22 protein-coding genes and 1 riboswitch are annotated in these 21,141 nt (G+C 74.0%); of the genes, 17 read left to right on the forward strand and 5 right to left on the reverse strand.

Annotated features, from left to right (window positions below):
• Nucleotides 1-53 precede the first annotated feature (53 nt).
• Nucleotides 54-824 (reverse strand): class I SAM-dependent methyltransferase, encoded by a 771-nt coding sequence (locus AB0I04_RS14530; protein ID WP_360883799.1) that lies wholly within the window; start codon nt 822-824, stop codon nt 54-56.
• Nucleotides 825-893: 69 nt separating this feature from the next.
• On the opposite strand from AB0I04_RS14530, the gene AB0I04_RS14535 reads away from it, so the two are divergent.
• Nucleotides 894-1,469 (forward strand): CGNR zinc finger domain-containing protein, encoded by a 576-nt coding sequence (locus tag AB0I04_RS14535; RefSeq protein ID WP_360883802.1) that lies wholly within the window; start codon nt 894-896, stop codon nt 1,467-1,469.
• A 19-nt stretch (nt 1,470-1,488) separates the two neighbouring features.
• On the opposite strand, the gene AB0I04_RS14540 is transcribed toward AB0I04_RS14535, so the two are convergent.
• From AB0I04_RS14540 to AB0I04_RS14550, 3 genes are all read right to left on the reverse strand, one after another.
• Nucleotides 1,489-2,523, reverse strand: coding sequence for an alpha/beta hydrolase-fold protein (locus tag AB0I04_RS14540; protein ID WP_360883804.1), 1,035 nt, complete (start codon nt 2,521-2,523; stop codon nt 1,489-1,491).
• Between the two features lie 79 nt (nt 2,524-2,602).
• The gene (locus AB0I04_RS14545; protein ID WP_360883807.1) at nt 2,603-2,710 is read right to left on the reverse strand and encodes a DUF397 domain-containing protein; all 108 of its coding nucleotides are present in this window, start codon (nt 2,708-2,710) and stop codon (nt 2,603-2,605) included.
• Nucleotides 2,711-2,733: 23 nt separating this feature from the next.
• Entirely contained in the window at nt 2,734-3,624 is an 891-nt protein-coding gene (locus tag AB0I04_RS14550) for a helix-turn-helix transcriptional regulator (protein ID WP_360883809.1), read from the reverse strand.
• Nucleotides 3,625-3,943: 319 nt separating this feature from the next.
• Here AB0I04_RS14550 and AB0I04_RS14555 point away from each other — a divergent pair, with 319 nt between their 5' ends.
• On the forward strand, nt 3,944-4,219 hold the full coding sequence (locus tag AB0I04_RS14555) for a hypothetical protein (RefSeq protein WP_360883812.1): 276 nt from the start codon (nt 3,944-3,946) through the stop codon (nt 4,217-4,219).
• Between the two features lie 191 nt (nt 4,220-4,410).
• Nucleotides 4,411-4,686 carry a DUF6504 family protein gene (locus AB0I04_RS14560; RefSeq protein WP_360883815.1) on the forward strand — a complete coding sequence of 92 codons (276 nt, stop codon included), beginning with the start codon at nt 4,411-4,413 and terminating at the stop codon, nt 4,684-4,686.
• Nucleotides 4,687-4,710: 24 nt separating this feature from the next.
• Here AB0I04_RS14560 and AB0I04_RS14565 read toward each other — a convergent pair whose 3' ends face one another.
• Entirely contained in the window at nt 4,711-5,739 is a 1,029-nt protein-coding gene (locus tag AB0I04_RS14565) for an LLM class F420-dependent oxidoreductase (protein ID WP_360883817.1), read from the reverse strand.
• Nucleotides 5,740-6,009: 270 nt separating this feature from the next.
• A riboswitch (cobalamin riboswitch) is annotated at nt 6,010-6,131 on the forward strand.
• A 59-nt stretch (nt 6,132-6,190) separates the two neighbouring features.
• Here AB0I04_RS14565 and AB0I04_RS14570 point away from each other — a divergent pair.
• The 14 genes from AB0I04_RS14570 (at nt 6,191) to cobT (ending at nt 21,081) form a co-directional block, all read left to right on the forward strand.
• Nucleotides 6,191-8,323 (forward strand): putative cobaltochelatase, encoded by a 2,133-nt coding sequence (locus AB0I04_RS14570; RefSeq protein ID WP_360883819.1) that lies wholly within the window; start codon nt 6,191-6,193, stop codon nt 8,321-8,323.
• 72 nt (nt 8,324-8,395) lie between these two features.
• Nucleotides 8,396-8,998 (forward strand): cob(I)yrinic acid a,c-diamide adenosyltransferase, encoded by a 603-nt coding sequence (gene cobO / locus AB0I04_RS14575; protein WP_360883822.1) that lies wholly within the window; start codon nt 8,396-8,398, stop codon nt 8,996-8,998.
• 28 nt (nt 8,999-9,026) lie between these two features.
• The gene (locus tag AB0I04_RS14580) at nt 9,027-10,367 is read left to right on the forward strand and encodes a cobyrinate a,c-diamide synthase (protein WP_360883825.1); all 1,341 of its coding nucleotides are present in this window, start codon (nt 9,027-9,029) and stop codon (nt 10,365-10,367) included.
• Nucleotides 10,364-10,897 carry a GNAT family N-acetyltransferase gene (locus AB0I04_RS14585; RefSeq protein WP_360883828.1) on the forward strand — a complete coding sequence of 178 codons (534 nt, stop codon included), beginning with the start codon at nt 10,364-10,366 and terminating at the stop codon, nt 10,895-10,897. The genes AB0I04_RS14580 and AB0I04_RS14585 overlap by 4 nt, the downstream gene beginning before the upstream one ends.
• Nucleotides 10,897-11,643 carry a precorrin-2 C(20)-methyltransferase gene (gene cobI, locus AB0I04_RS14590; protein ID WP_360883830.1) on the forward strand — a complete coding sequence of 249 codons (747 nt, stop codon included), beginning with the start codon at nt 10,897-10,899 and terminating at the stop codon, nt 11,641-11,643. The genes AB0I04_RS14585 and cobI overlap by 1 nt, the downstream gene beginning before the upstream one ends.
• The gene (cobM, locus tag AB0I04_RS14595) at nt 11,640-12,434 is read left to right on the forward strand and encodes a precorrin-4 C(11)-methyltransferase (protein ID WP_360883832.1); all 795 of its coding nucleotides are present in this window, start codon (nt 11,640-11,642) and stop codon (nt 12,432-12,434) included. The genes cobI and cobM overlap by 4 nt, the downstream gene beginning before the upstream one ends.
• Before the next feature lie 7 nt (nt 12,435-12,441).
• On the forward strand, nt 12,442-13,599 hold the full coding sequence (locus tag AB0I04_RS14600; protein ID WP_360883835.1) for a cobalt-precorrin-5B (C(1))-methyltransferase: 1,158 nt from the start codon (nt 12,442-12,444) through the stop codon (nt 13,597-13,599).
• Nucleotides 13,596-14,846, forward strand: coding sequence for a precorrin-6y C5,15-methyltransferase (decarboxylating) subunit CbiE (cbiE, locus tag AB0I04_RS14605; RefSeq protein WP_360883838.1), 1,251 nt, complete (start codon nt 13,596-13,598; stop codon nt 14,844-14,846). The genes AB0I04_RS14600 and cbiE overlap by 4 nt, the downstream gene beginning before the upstream one ends.
• A 112-nt stretch (nt 14,847-14,958) precedes the next feature.
• On the forward strand, nt 14,959-16,713 hold the full coding sequence (cobJ, locus tag AB0I04_RS14610) for a precorrin-3B C(17)-methyltransferase (protein ID WP_360883841.1): 1,755 nt from the start codon (nt 14,959-14,961) through the stop codon (nt 16,711-16,713).
• Complete coding sequence (locus AB0I04_RS14615) at nt 16,704-16,904, forward strand: 4Fe-4S binding protein (RefSeq protein ID WP_360883844.1); 201 nt, start codon at nt 16,704-16,706, stop codon at nt 16,902-16,904. The genes cobJ and AB0I04_RS14615 overlap by 10 nt, the downstream gene beginning before the upstream one ends.
• Nucleotides 16,905-17,060: 156 nt before the next feature.
• The gene (locus AB0I04_RS14620) at nt 17,061-17,675 is read left to right on the forward strand and encodes a precorrin-8X methylmutase (RefSeq protein ID WP_360883847.1); all 615 of its coding nucleotides are present in this window, start codon (nt 17,061-17,063) and stop codon (nt 17,673-17,675) included.
• Nucleotides 17,672-18,577: a sirohydrochlorin chelatase gene (locus AB0I04_RS14625; protein ID WP_360883850.1), complete on the forward strand. Its 906-nt coding sequence runs from the start codon at nt 17,672-17,674 to the stop codon at nt 18,575-18,577. The genes AB0I04_RS14620 and AB0I04_RS14625 overlap by 4 nt, the downstream gene beginning before the upstream one ends.
• Nucleotides 18,567-19,919: an aminotransferase class I/II-fold pyridoxal phosphate-dependent enzyme gene (locus AB0I04_RS14630; RefSeq protein WP_360883853.1), complete on the forward strand. Its 1,353-nt coding sequence runs from the start codon at nt 18,567-18,569 to the stop codon at nt 19,917-19,919. Before AB0I04_RS14625 ends, AB0I04_RS14630 begins: the two co-directional genes overlap by 11 nt.
• A 37-nt stretch (nt 19,920-19,956) precedes the next feature.
• Nucleotides 19,957-21,081, forward strand: a complete 1,125-nt coding sequence (cobT, locus tag AB0I04_RS14635) for a nicotinate-nucleotide--dimethylbenzimidazole phosphoribosyltransferase (RefSeq protein ID WP_360883855.1) — start codon at nt 19,957-19,959, stop codon at nt 21,079-21,081.
• The last annotated feature ends 60 nt before the right edge of the window (nt 21,082-21,141 follow it).

Here is a 21,141-nt window from a genome sequence, read left to right on the forward strand (position 1 = left end):
CACGGCCTGCGTCTTCGGCCTCCAGGCGCGGGATCGGCCCGATCAGGCGCCGGTCACCGGACGGCGCACAGGATGCGGTTGTCGCCGTGCTGCCACAGCGGGCCGACCTCGCCGAAGCCGGTCTCCCGGAGGACGCGGACGTGCGTGGACAGCAGACCGGACTCGGAGCCGTGATGGCCGGCGGCGGAGGCGTCGCGGGCCTCCTTGAGACCGCCGAGCACCGGGTCCGCGGCGGCGGCGTCCCACCACTGCCGCCAGCCCTCCGGCCGGTCCCCGGCGAATCGCCGCTCGGTCTCCAGCTCCTGCAGGGCGCGGTCGAGCCGGGCGATGACCGGGGTGGCGTCCTCGGCCGAGAAGTTGTCGCCGTTGAGGAACAGGCCGCCGGGGCGCATCACGGTGGCCAGCTCGCCGTACGTCACCCGCAGCTCCGCCTCGGAGATCCAGTGGAGGGCGGTGGTGCTCACCGCGGCGTCCACCTTCCGGTCCAGGCGTAGCCGGGCCGCCCACCCGGGCGCGCGCAGGTCGAGGTCGGCGAACGTGAGGCTGTCCCGCCCGGCGTGCAGCGCGCGCCCCAGCGACAGCAGCAGCGGGTCGGTGTCGATGGCGATGACCCGGGCCTGGGGGAGGCGGTCGAGCAGCCGGGCCGACAGGGAGCCCGGTCCGCAGCCCAGGTCCAGGACGAGGGGGTCGGGCCGGCCGGCGCCGGCGGCGACCGCGTCGATGAGGGCGGTGAACCGCTCCTCGCGGTCGGGGAGGAAGCCCTCCTGCTGGCGGTCCCAGCGGGTGATCCAGCGGTCGGCGACGTCGCGGGTGAGTGTTGCCATGAGCCCCTCCGTAACTGACGTATAAGCTTTTACCAGTGACACGCTAGATCGAGAGGCGTAACTGGTCAAGTGAATTTCAACAGTCACATGGACGCGGTGGTGGCGAGCGCCGTCGGCCTGGTCAACGCCCTCACGGAGGGCGAGCGGCGCGGGCGGCCGTACCGGCTGCCGGACGCCGCAGCCCGGGCGGAGGCCGCCACCGAGGTGCTACGTGCCGTCAGCCGGCGCACCGAGATCACCGAGTCGCAGGTCGGCGAGCTGACCGCCATCGCGCGGGAACTACGGGTCGTCTTCGAGGCGGTCGCCGCCGGAGACCTCGACGCCGCCTCGGAACAGGTCAATCGGCTGCTCGAGGGGACACAGGCCAGGCCGCGGCTCACCCGCCATGACGGGGAGCCCTGGCACATTCACTTCCACGGCGCGGGGGACGGGCTCGCCGCCGAGTGGGCGGCTCCGTGCGCCACCGGCCTGGCCGTGGTCCTCGGCGGCGAGCTGCACGACCGGCTCGGCGTGTGCACGGCGCCGCACTGCGACCGGGTCTACGTCGACACGTCGCGCAACGGCATGCGCCGCTTCTGCTCCACCGCGTGCCAGAACCGGGTCAAGACCGCGGCGTTCCGCGCCCGGGCCCAGTCCCGGCCGTGAGCGCCCGCCGCCTTCGCAGTCAGGGGGTGAGGTGTTCGGCGAGCCAGGCGAGGGCGAGGGGATAGCGGTACTCGATGGCGCCGTGGCCCGCGTCGAACAGCTCGAAGTGGACCGCGTCGTCCGCCACGCCGGCGGCCGCGACCGCGCGGCGGAAGGCGACGGCGCCGAAGTCGAGGTGGTACTCGTCCTTGGTGCCCGCGTCGATCCAGACGGCCCGCAGCGAGCGCAGCGCCTCGGCGTACTCCGGGCGCCGGGCCATCAGCACCGGGTCGTTGGCCAGCCAGCGCTCCCAGACCTCCGGGATGACGGCGCCGGTGTCGTCGAACGGCAGACGGACCGTGCCGTCCTCATCGGCGGAGTACGCCGCGGAGTACCCGTAGATCTCGATGAGCGGGAAGTCGGTCTCCTTGGTGCCGGCGAGCCGGCCCCGGAAGTCGGCGAGGAACTTCTCGATCGAGCCGTCGTACGCGTCGCGCAGGATGCGGGCCGTCTTGGGGAACTCCGAGCGGTAGCAGACGTCGAACAGGGCGTCGCCCGCGTGCGTGGCGAGCGCGCCGAACACGTCCGGCCTCAGCATCGGCGTGATCATCGCGCCGTAGCCGCCGCTGGACTTGCCGCTGATCCCGCGGTGGTCCCGGTCGGCGAGCGTCCGGTAGTGCGCGTCGACCCACGGCACGATCTCCTCGCACAGGTACGAGTGGTAGCGCCCGGTGCCGGGGGAGTCGAGGAACTGGCTGCCGCCGACCGCCGTCCACGCGTCGACGTAGACCACGATCACCGGCGGCGCCTCGCCGCGCGCGAAGACCTGGTCGGCCAACTCCGGGAAGGGCTGCCGCCACGGCGGGCGGTTGCGCCACATCGGCAGCGAGCCGGTGTAGCCCTGGATCACATAGACCGCGGGGTAGCGGCGGTCCGGCTCGTCGTCGTACCCCGGCGGGACGTACACCCACAGCGGCCGCCGGTGCGGGTCGCCGAGAGGGTTGTCGCGCAGCAGATCGCTGGCGAAGTCGTGTTCGTCGATGCGTCCGGCGAGCTCGGCCGACCAGGGCAGCATGTGGTGATCTTAACCCGGGGCAAGCCCGAGAGGGACCGCGGGAGCGAACTCCCGCGGTCGGCTGGGCATGAGGTATGTGTCAGTCGTCGGAGCCGTCGATCACGGCGACCTCGACGCAGTCGGCATTGTTGGAACTGCGGCTGCTCTTGCGCCAGCCGGCGTCGGTGAGATCGGGGTGGCCACTCATCCCCTGCTCTCCTCTCTGCTAAATCACCCCCGCGGGTACGGGGACGCATTCTTGAACTCGTCCGCCGCCGCCGCGATGAACTCGGCTGACTCGTCGGGTGGCAGCGCAGCGGCCCGCAGATGGTCGAACCAGGTCGTGTGACGGCGGACGTCCTTCTCCTTCTCGAGAAAGATGTTCCCGGCGGGACAGTCGATGTAGACGACGTCCAGGTCGGTGGGGTCGGGAAAGCCGATGATCGTGAAGGCCCCGTCGACGCCCGGGTGGGCGCCACGCGCGAACGGCAGTACCTGGATGGTGACGCCGGGCAGCTCGGCGGCCTCGAGCAGCCGCATCAGCTGAGAACGCATCACGGTGATGCCGCCGATCGGCCGGCGCAGGACCGCCTCGTCGATCACGGTCCACAGCTCCAGGCGGCCGGGCTCCTGCAGCATGGCCTGGCGGCGGGTGCGCAGCGCGATGCGCCGGTCGACGTTCTCGGGGGTCTCGCCGGGCCGACCGGCCTTGATCAGCGCGCGGGCGTACTCCTCGGTCTGCAGGAGACCGGGCACAAGATGGGTCTGGAACGTTCGAATGGAGGCGGCGGAGGCCTCCAGGCCGATGTAGGTGTCCAGGCCCGCGGACGTGGACAGCACCGCTTCGTACTCGGTCCACCAGCCGCGCTGCTGGGCGTCCTTGGCGAGCCCGAGGAGCTGGTCGCGCTGGGAGCCCTCGGGCAGCCCGTAGAGGTCGAGCATGTCCCGTACGTCGCGGATGCGCGCCACCGACTTGCCGGTCTCGATGCGGCTGACGCGTGACATCGAGCACTCCAGGTGCTTCGCGACGTCTTCGATCATGAGACCCGCGGCTTCGCGGAGCCTCCGCAGCTCCATTCCGAGCCGGCGACGGCGAACGGTTGGACTACGGCCATCGGTCATGGGGCACCTCCATGGCGAGCGTCCTGCGGGAATGGCGAGAAGAGGGGGGGACCGGTGGTGGGCCGCGGTGGGTTAGGCCGAAACCCTCGGCCGGACCGCGGAAGGGCCGTTGAACTGTGCACGGGTGATGCCGAATCCGTCTGATCTATTTGTCCGAAAATACTTGCACGTCAAAGTGGGGGAGGACATCCTGACAGGGAAGGTCACTCACCGTTGCCATCTGGGCACCTTTTGCCACCGGATGGCACCCTACCTGTTCAACGCCCTAGGGCGTACCCCTTCCTGCCGTATCGTCCAAGCGCGAGAGGGGTGGCAACCCATGGCCGCCACTGCGGATTCCCCGTCCGGGCCGCGGCGCCGCCACCTGGAGGCGCTCGCCCGCGAGGTCGAGGCCCGCGGTCTGCGCGGCGTGCTGGTCGGGGCCGAGGAGCCCATGCTGCGCGTGGTCGAGCCGGCCGGCGGGCGGAGCGTGATGGTGGTCGCCATGCCGACGTCCCGCGTCGCCTGGTCGTACCTGTGGGGCCGAGGCGGCCAGGCGGACGCCGCCGACCCCGCGCGCGCCGCCGAGGCGATCGCGCATTCCCTCGGCCGCTGAGCCGCGGAGGCCGCCTGCGGGTCGGCACTTTACAAAACCCACTCCCGAACGTATGTTCGAACTTGTCGCCTGCCTTCCCCCAGGCTCACTCTCTGTCACCGATCCGGAAGGTGGGCGGCCCGCGTGGGCGGAGCGAGCGAAGGGTTCGCCAGGGCGTGCCCTGGGCGTGGAGACGCGCCGGGCGGCGGCCGATGAGCCGGGTGTACGGCGACCCGGTCGAGGTCTGGCTCAGCGACGGCAGGCCCTCGCGCTTCGTCTGGCGCGGCCGGCTCTACACGGTGCTGCGCGTCCTGGATCGCTGGGTCACCACCCGCGACTGGTGGCACGAACGGCATCCTGAGGCCCCGGAAGGCGCCGAGCGGGAGTTCTGGCGCGTCGAGGCCACCCCAGACCGGGCGATCGGCGTGTACGAACTGCGCCACGACCAGGCGACCGGCACGTGGATGCTCTCCCGCGCCTGGAACTAGGGCGCGTCCGGTGGATCACGAATCTCAGGACTCGACGAGGTCGCGGATGGCCTTCAGGGTCGATTCGTCCTTCACTCCGGCGATGAGGAGTGTGGTCACGGGGGAGTCCTGCCACAAGCGGAGGCGTTCCTTGATGCGGCCGATCGGGCCGAGCAGGGAGATGGAGTCGGCCAGCTCGTCCGGCACCGCCTTGATCGCCTCGTCGCGTCGGCCCGACAGGAACAGCTCCTGCACGCGTACGGCCTCCTCGGCGTAGCCCAGCCGCCCGATCAGGTCGAGGTGGAAGTTGCGGTCCTTGGCGCCCATCCCGCCGATGTAGAACGCCAGCGGGATCTTGGCGAACTCCAGTGCGGTCGCCAGGTCGTCCGTCACGATCGTCGTCACGGTCGCGGCGATGTCGAACCCCTCCCGGCGGCCCGCCAACGACGCGCCGAACACCGCCTCGATCTGGGCCGGATCGACGAAGAGGGGCAGCCAGCCGTCCGCGATCTCAGTGGCGAGGGCGATGTTCTTCGGGCCCTCCGCGCCGAGGTAGACCGGGATCCGCGGGCGTACCGGATGGACGATCGACTTGAGCGGCTTGCCGAGCCCGGTGACGCGGCCGGGGCCGTACGCCGACGCCGGCAGGGGCAGCGGATAGTGGGGGCCGGCGGAGGTCACCGGCTCCTCGCGCCGCCAGACGTCCCGCAGGATCCGGACGTACTCGCGCGTACGCTCCAGCGGCCGGGCGAACGGCACGCCGTACCAGCCCTCGACGACCTGGGGGCCGGACGCGCCGATGCCGAGGGTGAGCCGTCCGCCGGACAGCGCGTCGAGCGTCAGCGCGTGCATGGCGGTCGCGGCGGGGGTGCGGGCGGACATCTGGACCACCGCCGTGCCCAGTTTGATGCGCGACGTCCGGGCGCCGTACCAGGCGAGCGTGGTGAAGGCGTCGGAGCCGTACGCCTCGGCGGTGAAGACGTATTCGTAGCCGAGCCGTTCGGCGGCCAGCACCGTCTCGGTGGCGTCCTCCGGATCCCGCTGCCAGTAGCCGACGTTGATGCCGAGCCTCATCCGCGCGCCTCCCTAAAACTAGAACGCGTTCTATTCAAGCAGATCGACGTCGATCCGGCACGGCCCCGAGGCCCTGCGCCGGACCCGCAGTGTCCCTGTGCCGGACCCGCGGTGCCCCTGCGCCGGACCCGCAGTGTCCTCGTGCCGGACCCGCGGTGCCCCTGCGCCGGACCCGCAGTGTCCTCGTGTCGGAGCTGCGGCGCCTCTGCGTCGGACCTGCGGTGTCGCGCGCCAGACCGGATATGTCATGCTGTCTTCCGGCGATACGCGGAGGAACCCGGTGCGAATCCGGGGCTGTCGCGCAACTGTGACCGGGGAGTTCTTCCTCAAGAATGGCCACGGCGTGAGCCGGAAGGTCGAGGGCGGGCGGCGAGCCGGGAGCCAGGAGACTCCGGCCGCCGATGCCAGACCACCTACGGGCGCGTTAACCCGAGGAAAGGACGACCACCGGGTGAACACCTATCCGTTCTCCGCCATCACCGGGCTGGAGGACCTCAAGCTCGCCCTCCTGATCAACGCGGTCTCCCCGGCCGTCGGCGGCGTGCTGGTCCGTGGCGAGAAGGGCACCGCCAAGTCCACCATCGTGCGCGGCCTCGCCGCGCTGCTGCCCGACGTCACGGTCGTGACGGACTGCCGGTTCTCCTGCGACCCGCAGGCGCCGGATCCACAGTGCCCCGACGGGCCGCACGTCGACGACGACGGCACGCTGGTCCGGCCGGCGCGGCTCGTGGAGCTGCCGATCGGCGCCGCCGAGGACCGCCTCACCGGCTCGCTCGACCTCGAACGCGCCCTGACCGAGGGCGTCCAGGCGTACCAGCCCGGCCTGCTGGCCGAGGCGCACCGCGGCGTCCTGTACGTCGACGAGGTGAACCTGCTCCACGACCACCTCGTCGACCTCCTTCTCGACGCCGCCGCGATGGGGCACTCGTACGTCGAGCGCGAGGGCGTCTCCATCCGGCACGCCTCCCGGTTCCTGCTGGTCGGCACGATGAACCCCGAAGAGGGCGAGCTGCGGCCGCAGCTGCTCGACCGGTTCGGCCTGACGGTGGAGGTGGCGGCCACCCGGGACCCGGAGGAACGGGCGGAGGTCGTCCGGCGGCGCCTGGCCTACGAGGCCGATCCCGCGGCGTTCACGCTCGGCTGGGCACGGGCCGAGGCCGAGCTGGCCTGGCGGATCGGCCAGGCCCGTGCCAGGCTCTCCGAGATCGTGCTGCCGGACGGCGCGCTGCGCCAGATCACGGCGGTGTGCGCCGCGTTCGAGGTGGACGGGCTGCGCGCCGACATCGTGATGGCCCGTGCCGCGATGGCCCTCGCCGCCTGGCACGACCGGACTGTCGTCACCGCCGCCGACGTCCGCGTCGCCGCCCGGCTCGCCCTCCCGCACCGGCGCCGCCGCGACCCCTTCGACGCGCCGGGACTGGACGAGGACAAACTCGACGACGTCCTCGAGAACACCGGCGGCTACGACTCCGACGACGCCTCCGGCTCCTCCACTCCGAACGTGCCCCAGCCACGCGGGGGAAGCGAGCCGGACACCGAACCCGACCCGGACGTCACGGTCGACTGGGACGCCCGGCGCAAGCCCGACGACGAGGACCCCGATGACCCCGGCCCGGACGACGGGCCTGACGGTCCCAGCCCGGACGGCTCCGGCCCGGACGCGCCCGGCGACTCCGACGGGCGGGACGCCCAGGAGGGGCCGCTGGTCGACATCGAGCAGGCGCTGTCGGGCGAGGGCGCGTCGGACGAGGACGACGGCGAGCGCACCCGGGTGGACTCCCCGGAACCCGCGCCCGCCGACGCCGTCTACCGGACGCGGGTGTTCACCGTGCCAGGCCTCGGGGACGGCGCGCCGGGCCGACGCTCGCGCGCCCGCACGCCGTACGGCCGCACGACCGGCGCGCGTCCGGGCGCGCATTCGCTGCACCTGACCGCGACGCTCCTCGCCGCCGCCCCGCACCAGCGCGCCCGCGGCCGCACCGGCCCTGGGCTGGTGATCCGCTCCGGCGACCTGCGCGAACGCATCCGGGAGGGCCGGGAGGGCAACCTGGTGCTGTTCGTCGTCGACGCGAGCGGCTCGATGGCCGCCCGGCAGCGGATGCGCGCGGTGAAGGGCGCCGTGCTCAGCCTCCTCCTCGACGCCTACCAGCGCCGTGACAAGGTCGGGCTGATCACCTTCCGGGGCACGTCCGCCGAGCTCGCGCTGCCCCCCACCTCCTCCGTCGAGGCCGGGGCCCGCCGCCTCGAGACCCTGCCGACCGGCGGGCGTACCCCGCTCGCCGCAGGCCTGCTGCGCGCCGCCGACGTGCTGCGCGCCGAACGCCTGCGCGACCCCGCCCGCCGCCCGCTGCTCGTCCTCGTGACCGACGGCCGGGCGACCCACGGCTCACCCGCTGACGCGTTGCGCGCCGCCGGACTCCTGCACGGCGTCACCGCCGTCGTGGTCGACTGCGAGCGCGGCCCCGTGCGCCTCGGACTCGCCGGCGGGATCGCCGCCCGCCTCGGGGCCGAGGTCGTCCGGTTGGAGGAACTGGCCGCCGACGCCCTCACCGGCGTCGTCAACGACAGCAGGGCGGCGGCGTGACCCCGGAACGAGCCCGCAAGGTGATCAACCTCGACGATGAGTTCGTGACCGTCGTCGTACGGAAGGACTGACATGCCGCAGGGAAAGCCGTCGCAGGTGCCCGACGACGGGCTCACGACCCGCCAGCGCCGCAACCGGCCCCTCGTGGTCGTCCACACCGGGCCGGGCAAGGGCAAGTCCACCGCGGCCTTCGGGCTGGCCCTGCGCGGCTGGAACCAGGGCTGGCCGATCGGGGTGTTCCAGTTCGTCAAGTCCGCCAAGTGGCGCATCGGCGAGGAGCGGGCCCTGCGTGTCCTCGGCGACTCCGGCGAGGGCGGCCCGGTCACCTGGCACAAGATGGGCGAGGGCTGGTCGTGGATCCAGCGGGCCGGCACCGAGGAGGACCACGCGGCGGACGCGCGCGAGGGCTGGGAGCAGATCAAACGCGACCTCGCCGCCGAGACCTACACGCTCTACGTGCTGGACGAGTTCACCTACCCGATGAAGTGGGGATGGGTGGACGTCGAGGACGTCATCGCGACGCTGCGGGACCGCCCGGGCTACCAGCACGTCGTCATCACCGGCCGCGACGCCGACCCGCGCCTGGTGGAGTTCGCCGACCTCGTCACCGAGATGGGGAAGGTCAAGCACCCCATGGACGCCGGCCAGAAGGGCCAGAAAGGCATCGAATGGTGACCGTGTCCCCGATCGCGCGGGCGGTCCGGTGAGGATCCCGCGCCTCGTCATCGCCGCTCCCGCCTCCGGGAGCGGCAAGACGACGGTCGCGACGGGGCTGATGGCCGCGCTGACCGCGCGCGGGCTCGACGTCTCGCCGCACAAGGTCGGACCGGACTACATCGACCCCGGCTACCACGCGCTCGCGGCCGGGCGGCCCGGCCGCAACCTCGACCCGTGGCTGACGTCGGAGGACCTCGTCGCGCCGCTGTTCCTGCATGGGGCGCGCGGCGCGGACGTCGCGGTGATCGAGGGCGTGATGGGGCTGTTCGACGGGGCCGAGGCCGCCGGCGGGGGCGGGTTCGCCTCCACGGCACACGTGGCCCGGCTCTTGGACGCGCCGGTCGTCCTCGTCGTGGACGCCTCGTCGGCGGGCCGCTCGGTCGCCGCGCTGGTCCACGGCTTCGTGACGTACGACTCCACGGTGCGGATCGGCGGCGTGATCCTCAACCGGGTCGGGTCCGACCGGCACGAGCGGATCTGCCGGGCGGCGATCGAGGAGACCGGCCTGCCGGTGCTCGGCGTGCTGCGGCGCCACGCGGACGCCGGCACCCCGTCGCGTCACCTGGGACTCATCCCGGCGGCCGAGCGCAGCGCCGACGCCGTACGGACCGTCGAGCGGCTCGGCGCCCTCGTGGCCGAGTCCTGCGACCTGCAGGGCCTGCTCGCCCTCGCCCACGGTGCGCCGCCGATCGCGGCCGACCCCTGGGACCCGGCGGTCGGCCTCCCGGACGGCGTCGCGGGCGCGCGTCCCGTTGTCGCGGTCGCGGGCGGTCCGGCGTTCACGTTCGGCTACACGGAGAACGACGAGCTCCTGAACGCCGCCGGGGCGGAGGTCGTCCCGTTCGACCCGCTGCGGGACGAGGCGCTGCCGGAGGGCACGCGCGGCGTCGTGATCGGCGGCGGCTTCCCCGAGATGTACGCTCCCGAGCTCGCGGCCAACGAACCGCTGCGCCGCCAGGTCGCCGCGTTCGGCGGGCCGATCTACGCCGAGTGCGCCGGTCTGCTCTACCTCGCCCGAACCCTCGACGGCGCGCCGATGTGCGGGGTCGTCGACGCGGAGGCGCGCATGACCTCCCGGCTCACCCTCGGCTACCGTGAGGCGGTCGCGGTGGCCGACTCGCCGGTGACCCGGACGGGCGAACGCTTCCGGGGGCATGAGTTCCACCGCACGGCGGTGGTCTCCGGGCCGGGCGCCGAACCCGCCTGGCGATGGCCGGGGTCCGGGCCCGAGGGATTCGCCGGCCGGAACCGCCTTGCGTCCTACCTTCATCTCCATTGGGCTGGTAGTCCGGAGATGGCGAGCCGTTTCGCGGGAGCGTGCCGATGACGTTCGACGAGGGTGTGCTGCTGGAGACCCGGCGGCTGCTGTTGCGCCCGTTCGAGGAGGACGACGCCGACGACGTCCTGGCCGCGAGCCGCGACCCCGCGCTCCTCCGCTGGATGGCCTGGGCGCCCGCCCAGACCGCCGAGACCGCGCTCGCCTGGTGCGTCACGTACGCCCACATCGATCCGGCCCGTGGCGTCAACTTCGCGATCGTGGGCGGCGACCGGCTCGTCGGCGCCCTCGGCCTCGACCGTGCGGAGTGGACGGACGGCCGCGTCGAGGTCGGCTACTGGATCGCGCCGTGGGCCCGGCGCAAGGGGTACGCCGTCGAGGCGACGCGCGGTGCCGCCGCGTACGCGTTCGAGAAGGGGCTGCACCGGGTCGAGCTGCTGGCCGCCGTCGGCAACCACGCCTCGCAGGGCGTCGCGGAGAAGGCCGGCTTCACCCGGGAGGGCGTGCTGCGCCAGGCCGTGCTCACCCCGGCAGGGCGGGTCGACGCCGTGCTGTTCGGCCTGCTGGACGGCGAACTGTAATGAACCAGGAGAAACCAAGGCTGGTCGGCGTCGGCGTCGGGCCGGGCGACCCGGAGCTCGTCACCGTCCGCGGCGTGCGGGTCCTGCGCGAGGCGGACGTCGTGCTCGTCCCCGTCATGGCGCTGGACGAGCCGGGCCGCGCCGAATCGGTCGTGCGCGCCTACACCGACAAGGCCGAGCGCGTGGTGTTCGCGCTGAACGACACCGGCGGGTTGAGCGAGCGCCGGGTGACCGCCTGGGACGCCGCCGCGCGCCGGGTCGTCGAGGCGTTCGCCGGCGGGGCACGGACGGTGGCGTTCGCGACGATCGGCGACCCGAACGTCTACTCGACCTTCACCTATCTGGCCCGGACCGTACGCGAGCGGGAGCCGGGCGTCGAGGTCGAGACCGTGCCGGGCGTCACCGCCATGCAGGACCTCGCCGCGCGGTCGGGGACCGTCCTGACCGAGGGCGACGAGTCGCTGTGCCTGCTGCCGCTGACGGGCGGCACCGAAGGACTGCGCGCCGCGCTGGAGACGTGCGACACCGTCGTGGCGTACAAGTTCGGCCGGGTCGCCGAGGAGACCCTCGCCGTCGTACGGGACGCCGGGCGGCTCGACGACGCGGTGTACGGCGCGCGGCTGGGCCTGCCGGACGAGGCCGTCCGCGCGGCGAAGGGCCTCGAGGGGCCGGTGCCGTACCTGTCGACGCTGATCGTGCCGGGCCGCCGGACGACCACCGGCGGGAAGCTGAGAGGGAGAGAATGAGCGGACGCGTGGTGTTCGTCGGGGCGGGGCCGGGCGCGGCGGACCTGCTGACGTTCCGGGCGGCGAAGGCGATCGCCGAGGCGGACGTGGTGATCTGGGCGGCGAGCCTGGTCCACGAGGACGTGCTCCAGCACGCCCGCCCGGACGCGGAGATCGTCGACTCGGCGCGGCTGCCCATGGAGGGCGTGCTGCCATACTACGAGCGCGCCGTCGCCGAGGGGCTGACCGTGGCGCGCATCCACTCCGGCGACCCCGCGCTGTGGGGGGCGCTGCAGGAGCAGCTCGACCGCTGCCGGGACCTCGGCCTGGACACCGAGGTGGTGCCGGGCGTGTCCAGCTTCTCCGCCGTCGCCGCCGCGGTCGGCCGGGAGCTGACGATTCCCGAGGTCGCCCAGTCGGTGGTCCTCACCCGGCTCGGCGGCGGGAAGACGCCGATGCCGCCGGGGGAGGAGGTCCGGGAGTTCGCCCGGCACGGCACGACGATGGCGCTGTTCCTGTCGGCGGCGCGGTCGAAGCAGCTGCAGGAGGAGCTCCTGGAGGGCGGGTACCCGCCCGAGACGCCCTGCGTGGTCGCCTACCAGTGCACCTGGCCCGACGAGCTGATCGTGCGCTGCCGCCTGGACGCGCTGGAAGAGACCGTGAAGCAGCACAAGCTGTGGAAGCACACCCTCGTGCTGGTCGGCGCCGCGCTCGAGGCCGGCGGCACCCGCTCGCACCTGTACCACCCGGGCCACTTCCACGGCCACCGCCGCGCGGACCGTACGGCGCGCAAGGCGCTGCGGGGCGGCTGAGCGGGTGATGAGCACCCCCTACGAGCCCGACATGCCGCGGACCATGAAGGTCCGCGGCAAGGCGCTGCGCACCGGCTGGACGACCGGCACCTGCGCCTCGGCGGCGGCCAAGGCCGCGGCGGAGGCGCTGGTCACGGGCGTCGCCCCGGAGGTCGTCGAGGTGGCGCTGCCGTCGGGCAACCGGGTGACGTTCGCGGTGGACTCGTGCCGAATCGGCGACGGGCGGGCCGAAGCAGTGGTGATCAAGGACGCGGGAGACGACCCTGACGTCACGCACGGTGCCCATCTGACGGCCGCGGTCTCGTGGCGGGACGAGCCGGGCATCGAGCTGGACGGCGGCGTCGGCGTGGGGGTCGTCACCAAGCCCGGGCTCGGCCTGGAGCTCGGCGGCCCGGCGATCAACCCGGTGCCGCGACGGATGATCCAACAGGCGGTGGGGGAGTCGGTGGACCTGAACACCCGAGGCGTGCGCGTCGTCATCTCGGTGCCCGACGGGGAGAAGATGGCACGCAAGACCACGAACAAGCGGCTCGGCATCCTGGGCGGCATCTCGATCCTGGGCACGACCGGGATCGTCCGTCCGTTCTCGACGGCGTCGTGGCGGGCGAGCGTCGAGCAGGCGGTGTCGGTGATGGCCGCCCAAGGGGAGAAGACGCTGGTTCTGTGCACCGGCGGCCGTACCGAGCAGGGCGCGATGGCGATGCTGCCGAAGCTGCCCGACGTGTGCTTCGTCGAGGTCGGCGACTTCACCGGCGCGGCGCTGCGCCGGGCCGTGGAGCACGGCATCACCCAGGTGGTGTTCGTCGGGATGGCCGGCAAGCTCACCAAGCTCGCGTCCGGCGTGCTCATGACGCACTACACGCGCTCGAAGGTCGACACCGCGCTGCTCGGCGAGATCACCACCGCGATCGGCGGGCCGGACGACGTCGCCGCGCAGGTCGCCGAGGCCAACACCGCCCGGCACGCGTACGAGCTGTGGGAGTCCGCCGGCCTGCTCGGCCGCGCGGGCCGCGAACTGTGCCGCCGCGTCGCCGGGGTCCTGGAGCGGTTCGCCGAGGACGAGGCCGCGAAGGTGCCCGGCGCGAACGGCGTGGCGGCGCAGGTGGTCCTCGTCGACTTCACCGGCAAGCGGATGATCGCGATGTACGGGCGGCTCGCCCGATGATCACGGTCGTGGGCTACGACGGCTCGCCGCTGCCCCAGACGGCGATGGACCGGCTCCAGAAGGCCTCGCTGGTGGTCGGCGGGCGGCGGCACCTGGAGGCGGTGCGCCCTCCGGAGCACGCCCGCCGGATCGTGCTGGGCGACGTCCCGGCGGCGCTCGCCGAGATCGACGCGGCCGCCCGCGACGACGTCGTGGTGCTCGCTAGCGGCGACCCGGGGTTCTTCGGCATCCTGCGGTCGCTGCGCGAGCACGGGCACGCGCCGGAGGTTCTGCCCGCCGTCTCCTCGGTGGCCGCCGCGTTCGCGCGGATCGGCCTTCCGTGGGACGACGCCGTCGTGGTCAGCGCGCACGGCCGCGACCCGCGCACGGCCGTCAACGCCTGCCGGGCGATGCCCAAGGTCGCCGTCCTCACCTCGCCCGCCTGCGGGCCCGGCGAGATCGGCGCCGAACTCGCCGGTTGGGATCGCGTCCTGTGGGTGGCCGAGCGCCTGGGCGGCCCCGGCGAGCGGGTCGTCCGCTGCACCCCCGCCGAGGCCGCCGCCCGCGACTGGGCCGACCCGAACATCGTGATCGCCCTCGACGAGCACCGGCCGGCGGAGGGATCCCTCGTACGGCCCGCCGCCGGTCGTATGGGTGACAGCACGTACGACACGGTCGCCGGCCGGGCCGGCCGTCGCGTGCACGACCAGCCCGCCGCGCCGCCGGACGGCTGGGCGTACGCCGACGACGCCTACGAGCACCGCGCCGGGATGATCACCAAGTGGGAGGTGCGCGCCGTCGTCCTGTCGCGGCTGCGGCCGACGCTCGGCACGCTGATCTGGGACGTCGGCGCGGGCAGCGGCTCGGTCGGCGTCGAATGCGCCGAGCACCACGCGGCCGTGATCGCGATCGAGCGCGACCCGGCCGCCTGCGAACTCATCCGGCGCAACGCCCGCTCGACCGCCGTACGGGTCGTCGAGGGCGCCGCGCCCGAGGCGTACGACGGGCTGCCCGACCCGGACGCGGTCTTCGTCGGCGGCGGTGGGCTCGACGCGCTCAGCGGCGCCCTCGCGCGCCGTCCGGAGACGGCGGTGGCGACGTTCGCGGCGGTCGACCGGGCGGCGACCGCCCACCGGCTGCTCGCCGACGCCGGGTACGCGGTCGAGGGCGTGCAACTGGCGGCGTCACGGTTCGCGGACCTGCCGGGCGGGTCGTTCCGCCTGGACGCCCAGAACCCGGTGTTCGTGCTGACGGGGAGGCTGCGGTGACGGACCGGACTGGCGCGCGGCGGATCCGGGGGGACGCCGTGACGGAGTCGACTGGCGCGGGGCGGGTCAGGGGCGACGCCGTGACGGCGCGGAGTGGATTGGAGGCGACGCTGTGACGGAGCGGGCGGGTGCGCGGCGGATCGGGGTCGTCGCGGCGACGGCGAGCGGCCGGACGGCGGCGGAGACGCTGCGGGCGGCCTGGCCGGACGAGGTCCGCGTCCTGACGGCCGAGAAGGCCGCCGACGCGCTGCGCGAGGCGTGGCGGACCTGCGACGCCATCGTCAGCTTCCTGGCCGTCGGCGCGACCGTACGCGTCCTCGCGCCGCTGCTCGGCCACAAGACCACCGACCCCGCCGTCGTCTGCGTGGACGAGTCGATGGCGTTCGCCGTCGCCGTCCTCGGCGGCCACCACGGAGCCAATCTCCTCGCGCACCGGCTCACCGGCGTGCTCGGCTGCACGCCGGTGGTGACCACCGCCAGCGACCGGAGCAACGTCACCCCGCTCGACTCGTACGGCGCCGACCTCGGGTTCACCGTGCACAACCCCGACCTGCTCGCCCACGTCGGCGCGGCCGTGCTGTCCGGTGAGCCGGTGCGGATCGAGGGTGCCGAAGGCCGGCCGCTGCCCCCGCTGCCGCCGAACGTCACCCCGGACGCCGAGGACGCCGCCCACCGCATCCTCGTCACCGACCACGCCGAGATGGACTGCATGTGCCACGAGGGCTGGTTCGGCGGCGCGCTCGTCTACCGGCCGAAGTCCCTCGTCATCGGTGTCGGCTCGGCGCGCGGCGTGTCCGCCGAGGAGGTCGGCGCGCTGGTCGACGAGGCCCTGGCCGCCGCCGCGCTCGACCCGGTGTCGGTGCGGTGCCTGGCGACCGTCGACCTGAAGGCCGACGAGGAGGGCATCCTCCAGGCGGCGGCCGTGCGCGGCTGGGAGGTCGTCACCTACCCGGCCGAGGTCCTCGCCGCCGTCGCCGTCCCCAATCCCTCCGAGGTGGTCCGCGCCGAGGTCGGCACGCCCAGCGTCGCCGAGGCCGCCGCCCTGCGCGGCGCGCGCGAGCACGGCCGGGACGCCGAACTCGTCGTGGAGAAGCGCAAGTCGGCCAATGCCACCGTGGCGATCGCGCGGCTGAGGCCCCGCGGGCGCCTGTCGATCGTCGGCCTCGGCCCCGGGGCGCGCGACCTGCTCACCCCGAAGGCGATCGCCGTGCTGCAGCGGGCGTCCGTCGTCGTCGGCCTCGACCAGTACCTCGACCAGGTCCGCGACCTCCTCCGCCCTGGCACCCGCGTCATCGCGTCCGGCCTCGGTCAGGAGGAGGAACGCGCCCGCACCGCCGTCGCCGAGGCGTCGGCCGGGAACGCCGTCGCGCTTGTCGGCTCCGGCGACGCCGGCGTCTACGCCATGGCCAGCCCGGCCCTGGAGTTCGCCGACGCCGACATCGACGTCGAGGGCGTGCCCGGCATCACGGCCGCGGTGGCGGCGTCGAACCTGCTCGGCGCGCCGCTCGGCCACGACCACGCGTACATCTCCCTGTCCGACCTGCACACCCCCTGGGAGGTCATCGAGAGGAGAGTCACCGCCGCCGCCGAGGGCGACTTCACGGTGTGCTTCTACAACCCGCGCAGCCGGGCCCGCGACTGGCAGCTGCCGAAGGCCCTGGCGATCCTCGCCGCCCACCGCCCGCCGGAGACGCCGGTCGGGTACGTCCGCAACGCCACCCGCCCCGACCAGACGGTGACGCTCACCACCCTCGCCGAGCTCGACCCGGCGCGGATCGACATGTTCACGGTCGTCATCGTCGGATCCAGCCGCAGCCGCGCCGTCGCCGGGCGCTTCGTCACCCCGCGCGGGTACCGATGGGCCTGACCGTACGCGTCACCGGACGCTGCCAGGGCTGCGGAGCCTGCCTGCTCACCTGCCCCGAACACGCCATCCGCCCGGACGCCGGATGGGCCGCGCACGGCGGCGACCCGCTGCGCGTCCTGCCCGACCGCTGCACCGGATGCGGCGAATGCGCCGAGATCTGCCCCGTCGACGCCATCGAAGAACTCCCGTGACCCGGCACGTCGGCCGGATCGTCGGGCCGACGAAGGAGGCCCTGTGACGACAACCCCCGTGCCCTTCGAGTACCTCGCCGTCTTCGTCATCTCCTGGCTCGTCGCGGCCGTCCTGTGGAGGGCAGGCCGATCCGAGCAGCGATATGGGAGCAGTACATGATCAAAACCAGGGCCGTCCATCCGATCGAGGAACGGTCGTACGAGATCCTGCGGTCGCGGGTCGACCTCAGCCCGATGCCGCCGCTGTGGCGGGCCGTCGCCGAGCGGGTCATCCACGCCAGCGCGGACGTCGAGTACGCCGTCGACCTCGTCACCGACGAGGCCCATCTCGAACGCGGACTGCGGGCGCTGCGCGCCGGCGCGCCGATCGTCACCGACGTCGCCATGGTCGCCGCCGGGATCACCGCGCGCGAGACGATCTGCTCCGTCGCCGACCCGGGCGCCGCGCGAATGGCCCGGGCGGCGGGCATCACCCGCTCGGCGGCGGCGATCCGCCTGTCGTACGCCGAGGTCGGCAAGGGCGCGATCTGGGTGGTCGGCTGCGCGCCGACCGCCCTGGAGGAGATCATCGCGCGCGACGTCGACCCGGCCCTGGTGATCGGGCTGCCGGTCGGGTTCGTCGGGGCCGCCGAGTCCAAGGAGGCGCTGCGGAAGAGCGGGCTGCCCGCCGTCAGCAACGTCTCCGAGAAGGGCGGCTCCGCGGTCGCCGCCGCCGCGCTCAACGCCCTCCTCTACTACGAGGGCACCGTCGAGGGAGAAGGGAACGTATGACGCCGCTGCTGCTGGTCGGGCACGGAACCCGGGACGAGAACGGGGCCGAGGAGTTCGGCCGGTTCGTCGAGCGGGTGCGAGGCCGGCTGCCGGCCGACGTGTCCGGGGGCTTCATCGAGCTGTCGCCACCGCCGCTCACCGACGCCGTGGCCGCGCTGTACGAGGCCGGGCACCGGCACCTCGCCGCCGTGCCACTCGTCCTCGTGGCCGCCGGGCACGGCAAGGGCGACATCCCCGGCGCGCTGGCCCGCGAGCGGGCGCGCCGGCCCGGACTGTCGTACGCCTACGGCCGCCCGCTCGGCCCCCACCCGGGGCTACTGGACCTCCTGGACGAGCGGCTGTCCGCCGTCCTGGACCCGGCCGAGCGCGCCGACACCGCCGTGCTGCTCGTCGGCCGCGGCTCGACCGACCCGGACGCCAATGCCGAGATCCACAAGGTCGCCCGGCTGCTGTGGGAGGGCCGGGGACTGGGCATGGTCGAGCCGGCGTTCGTGTCGCTGGCCCGGCCCGACGTCCCCGAGGGCCTCGAACGCTGCCGCCGGCTCGGCGCGCGCCGGGTCGTCGTGCTGCCGTACTTCCTGTTCCCCGGGGTCCTGCCGGACCGCGTGGCGGAGCAGGCGGGGGCGTACGAGGGACTGGAAGTACGGTGCGCCGACGTGATCGGCGACTGCGACGGCCTCGCCGACGTCGTCCTCGAACGCTATGAGGAGGCCCTGGCCGGCGACATCCGCATGAACTGCGACACCTGCGTCTACCGCATCGCCATGCCGGGCTTCGAGGGTCGTGTCGGCGCGCCGCAGCTCCCGCACCACCACCCGGACGACCCCGCGCACGGCCACCACCATCACGGCCCGCACGCGCACGCCCACCCGGACGACCCGTCGCACGCCCATGCCAACTGACGTGGACCTGCGCCACCACGGCGACCAGGAGGTCGGTCCCGGACTGGTGGACCTCGCGGTCAACGTACGGCCGGGCACCCCGCCCGGCTGGCTCGCCGCGCTGCTCCGCGACAGCGTCGCCCGGCTCGCCGCGTACCCCGACGCCGCCCGCGCGCGGGCGGCGGTGGCCCACCGCCACGGCCGTACCCCCGATGAGGTCCTGCTGACCGCGGGCGCCGCGGAGGCGTTCGTCCTCCTCGCCCGGGTCCTCGCACCCCGGCGCGCGGTGGTCGTGCACCCGCAGTTCACCGAGCCGGAGGCCGCCCTGCGCGCGGCGGGCCACGAACCCGACCGGGTGATCCTGGGCGGCGACTTCAAGCTCGTCCCGATGCCCGACGGCGGCGTCGGGGCCGGTGCGGCGCCTGAGGGCGGCCCGGCACGCGAGGACGGTGCCTTCCAGCTCGGCGGTACGCCCGGCGGTGGCGTCGGGGTCGGTGCGGTGCCCGAGGACGGTGACTTCCGGCTCAGCCCGGTACCGGAGGGCGGCGTCCGGGGTGGAGCAGTGCCTGAGGACGGCCGGTTCCGGCTCGGCGCGGTGCCGGGGGGCGGCGTCCAGGGCGGGGCGGTGCCTGAGGGCGGCGGTTCGCGGGCCGGCGCGGTGCCCGAGCGCGGCGGTTCGCGGAGCGGTGGCGTGCCGAAGGATGCCGACCTCGTCATGATCGGCAATCCGACCAATCCCACGTCGGTGCTGCACCCGGCGGCTGCGATCGCCGCGCTCGCCCGGCCGGGCCGGACGCTCGTGGTGGACGAGGCGTTCATGGACTGCGTCCCCGGCGAGACCGAGAGCCTGGCCTCCGAGGCCCGGGTCCCCGGGCTGGTCGTCATCCGCAGCCTCACCAAGACGTGGGGCCTGGCGGGCCTGCGCGTCGGCTACGTCCTCGCCGAGCCGCCCCTGATCGCCCGCCTGGCCGAGGCACAGCCGCTGTGGTCGGTGTCCACCCCCGCCCTGGTGGCGGCCGAGGCCTGCACGAGTCCGCGGGCCCTCGCCGAGGCCGAAGCGTGGGCCCGCGACCTGCAGGTCGAACGCGACCGGCTGGCGGCCGCGATCCGCGCGCTCGGCCTGCACGTCGTGCCCGAGGCACGGGCCTCGTTCCTGTGCGTGCGCGTCCCCGGCGCGCCCGGCGGCCTGGCCGTACGCGCGGCACTGCGCGAACGCGGCTACGCGGTGCGGCGCGGCGACACCTTCCCAGGCCTGGGGCCCGACTGGCTGCGCGTCGCCGTCCGGGACGCCGCCACCGACGACGCGTTCACGACCGCGCTCAAAGCGGTCCTCGGCGACACTCCACCGCCGTCCGCCTGTTAAATGATCATGGTACGAATCCCTGCAACGAGGAGAACCGATGGACCTCATCGCCGAGACGATCGCCGCGATCCGGCCGCTGGACGAGACGGCCATGCGGGCGGCGCGCGAACGGCATGACCGGCTGACGAAACCGCGCGGCTCGCTCGGCGCCCTGGAAGAGCTGGGCGTCCGCCTGGCCGGCGTCGCGGGAACGTGCCCGCCGCCCCTGCCGGCGCCCGCCGCCGTCGCGGTCTTCGCCGGCGACCACGGGGTGCACGCCCAGGGCGTCACTCCCTGGCCGCAGGAGGTGACCGCCCAGATGGTGCAGAACTTCCTCGCCGGCGGAGCGGTCGTCAACGCGTTCGCCCGGCAGGCCGGCGCCGAGGTCACCGTCGTCGACGTGGGCGTCAAGACCGAGCTGCCGCCCGCGCCCGGGCTGCTCGTCCGGAAGGTCGCGAGCGGCACCGCCGACATGACCCAGGGACCGGCGATGACCTCGGACGAGGCCCGCCGGGCCGTCGAGGTCGGCATCGAGATCGCCCGCGACCTCGTCGCGGCGGGCAACCGGTGCTTGATCACCGGCGACATGGGCATCGCCAACACCACGCCGTCGGCCGCCCTCATCGCGGCCTTCACCGGCCGCAGCGTCGAGGGCGTCACCGGGTACGGCACCGGCATCGACGACCTCACCCACGCCCGGAAGATCAAGGTCGTGCACACCGCCCTGGCCCGGGCCCGCACCGAACTCCCCGGCCACGACGGCAGCGACGGCGCCGATCCCCGGGTCGCCTCCGCCGACCCGCTGGCGGTCCTCGCGCAGGTCGGCGGGCTCGAGCACGCGGCGATCGCCGGCTTCATCCTCGGCGCCGCCGCCCAGCGCGTCCCCGTCATGCTCGACGGCGTGATCGCCGGTGCCGCCGCGCTCGTGGCGGCGGCGCTCGCCCGCGGCGCACGCGACTACTGCGTGGCCGGCCACCGATCCGCCGAACCGGGCCACGCCGCCGCGCTGTGGTTCCTGGAACTGCGCCCGCTCATCGACCTCGAGATGCGGCTGGGCGAGGGGACCGGCGCCGTCCTCGCCCTGCCGGTCGTGAGCAGCGCCGTACGCGTGCTGCACGAGGTCGCCACGTTCGACTCGGCGGGCGTCGCCGACAAGGACGCCGCCTCGCCGGATGGCCCCTGATCCGCACCGGTGACCACCGGACGGCCCCTGACCGGCACCGGTGACCACCGGACGGCAGCC

The sequence above is a fragment of the Actinoallomurus sp. NPDC050550 genome (assembly GCF_040655075.1).
Taxonomy (GTDB): Bacteria; Actinomycetota; Actinomycetes; order Streptosporangiales; family Streptosporangiaceae; genus Actinoallomurus.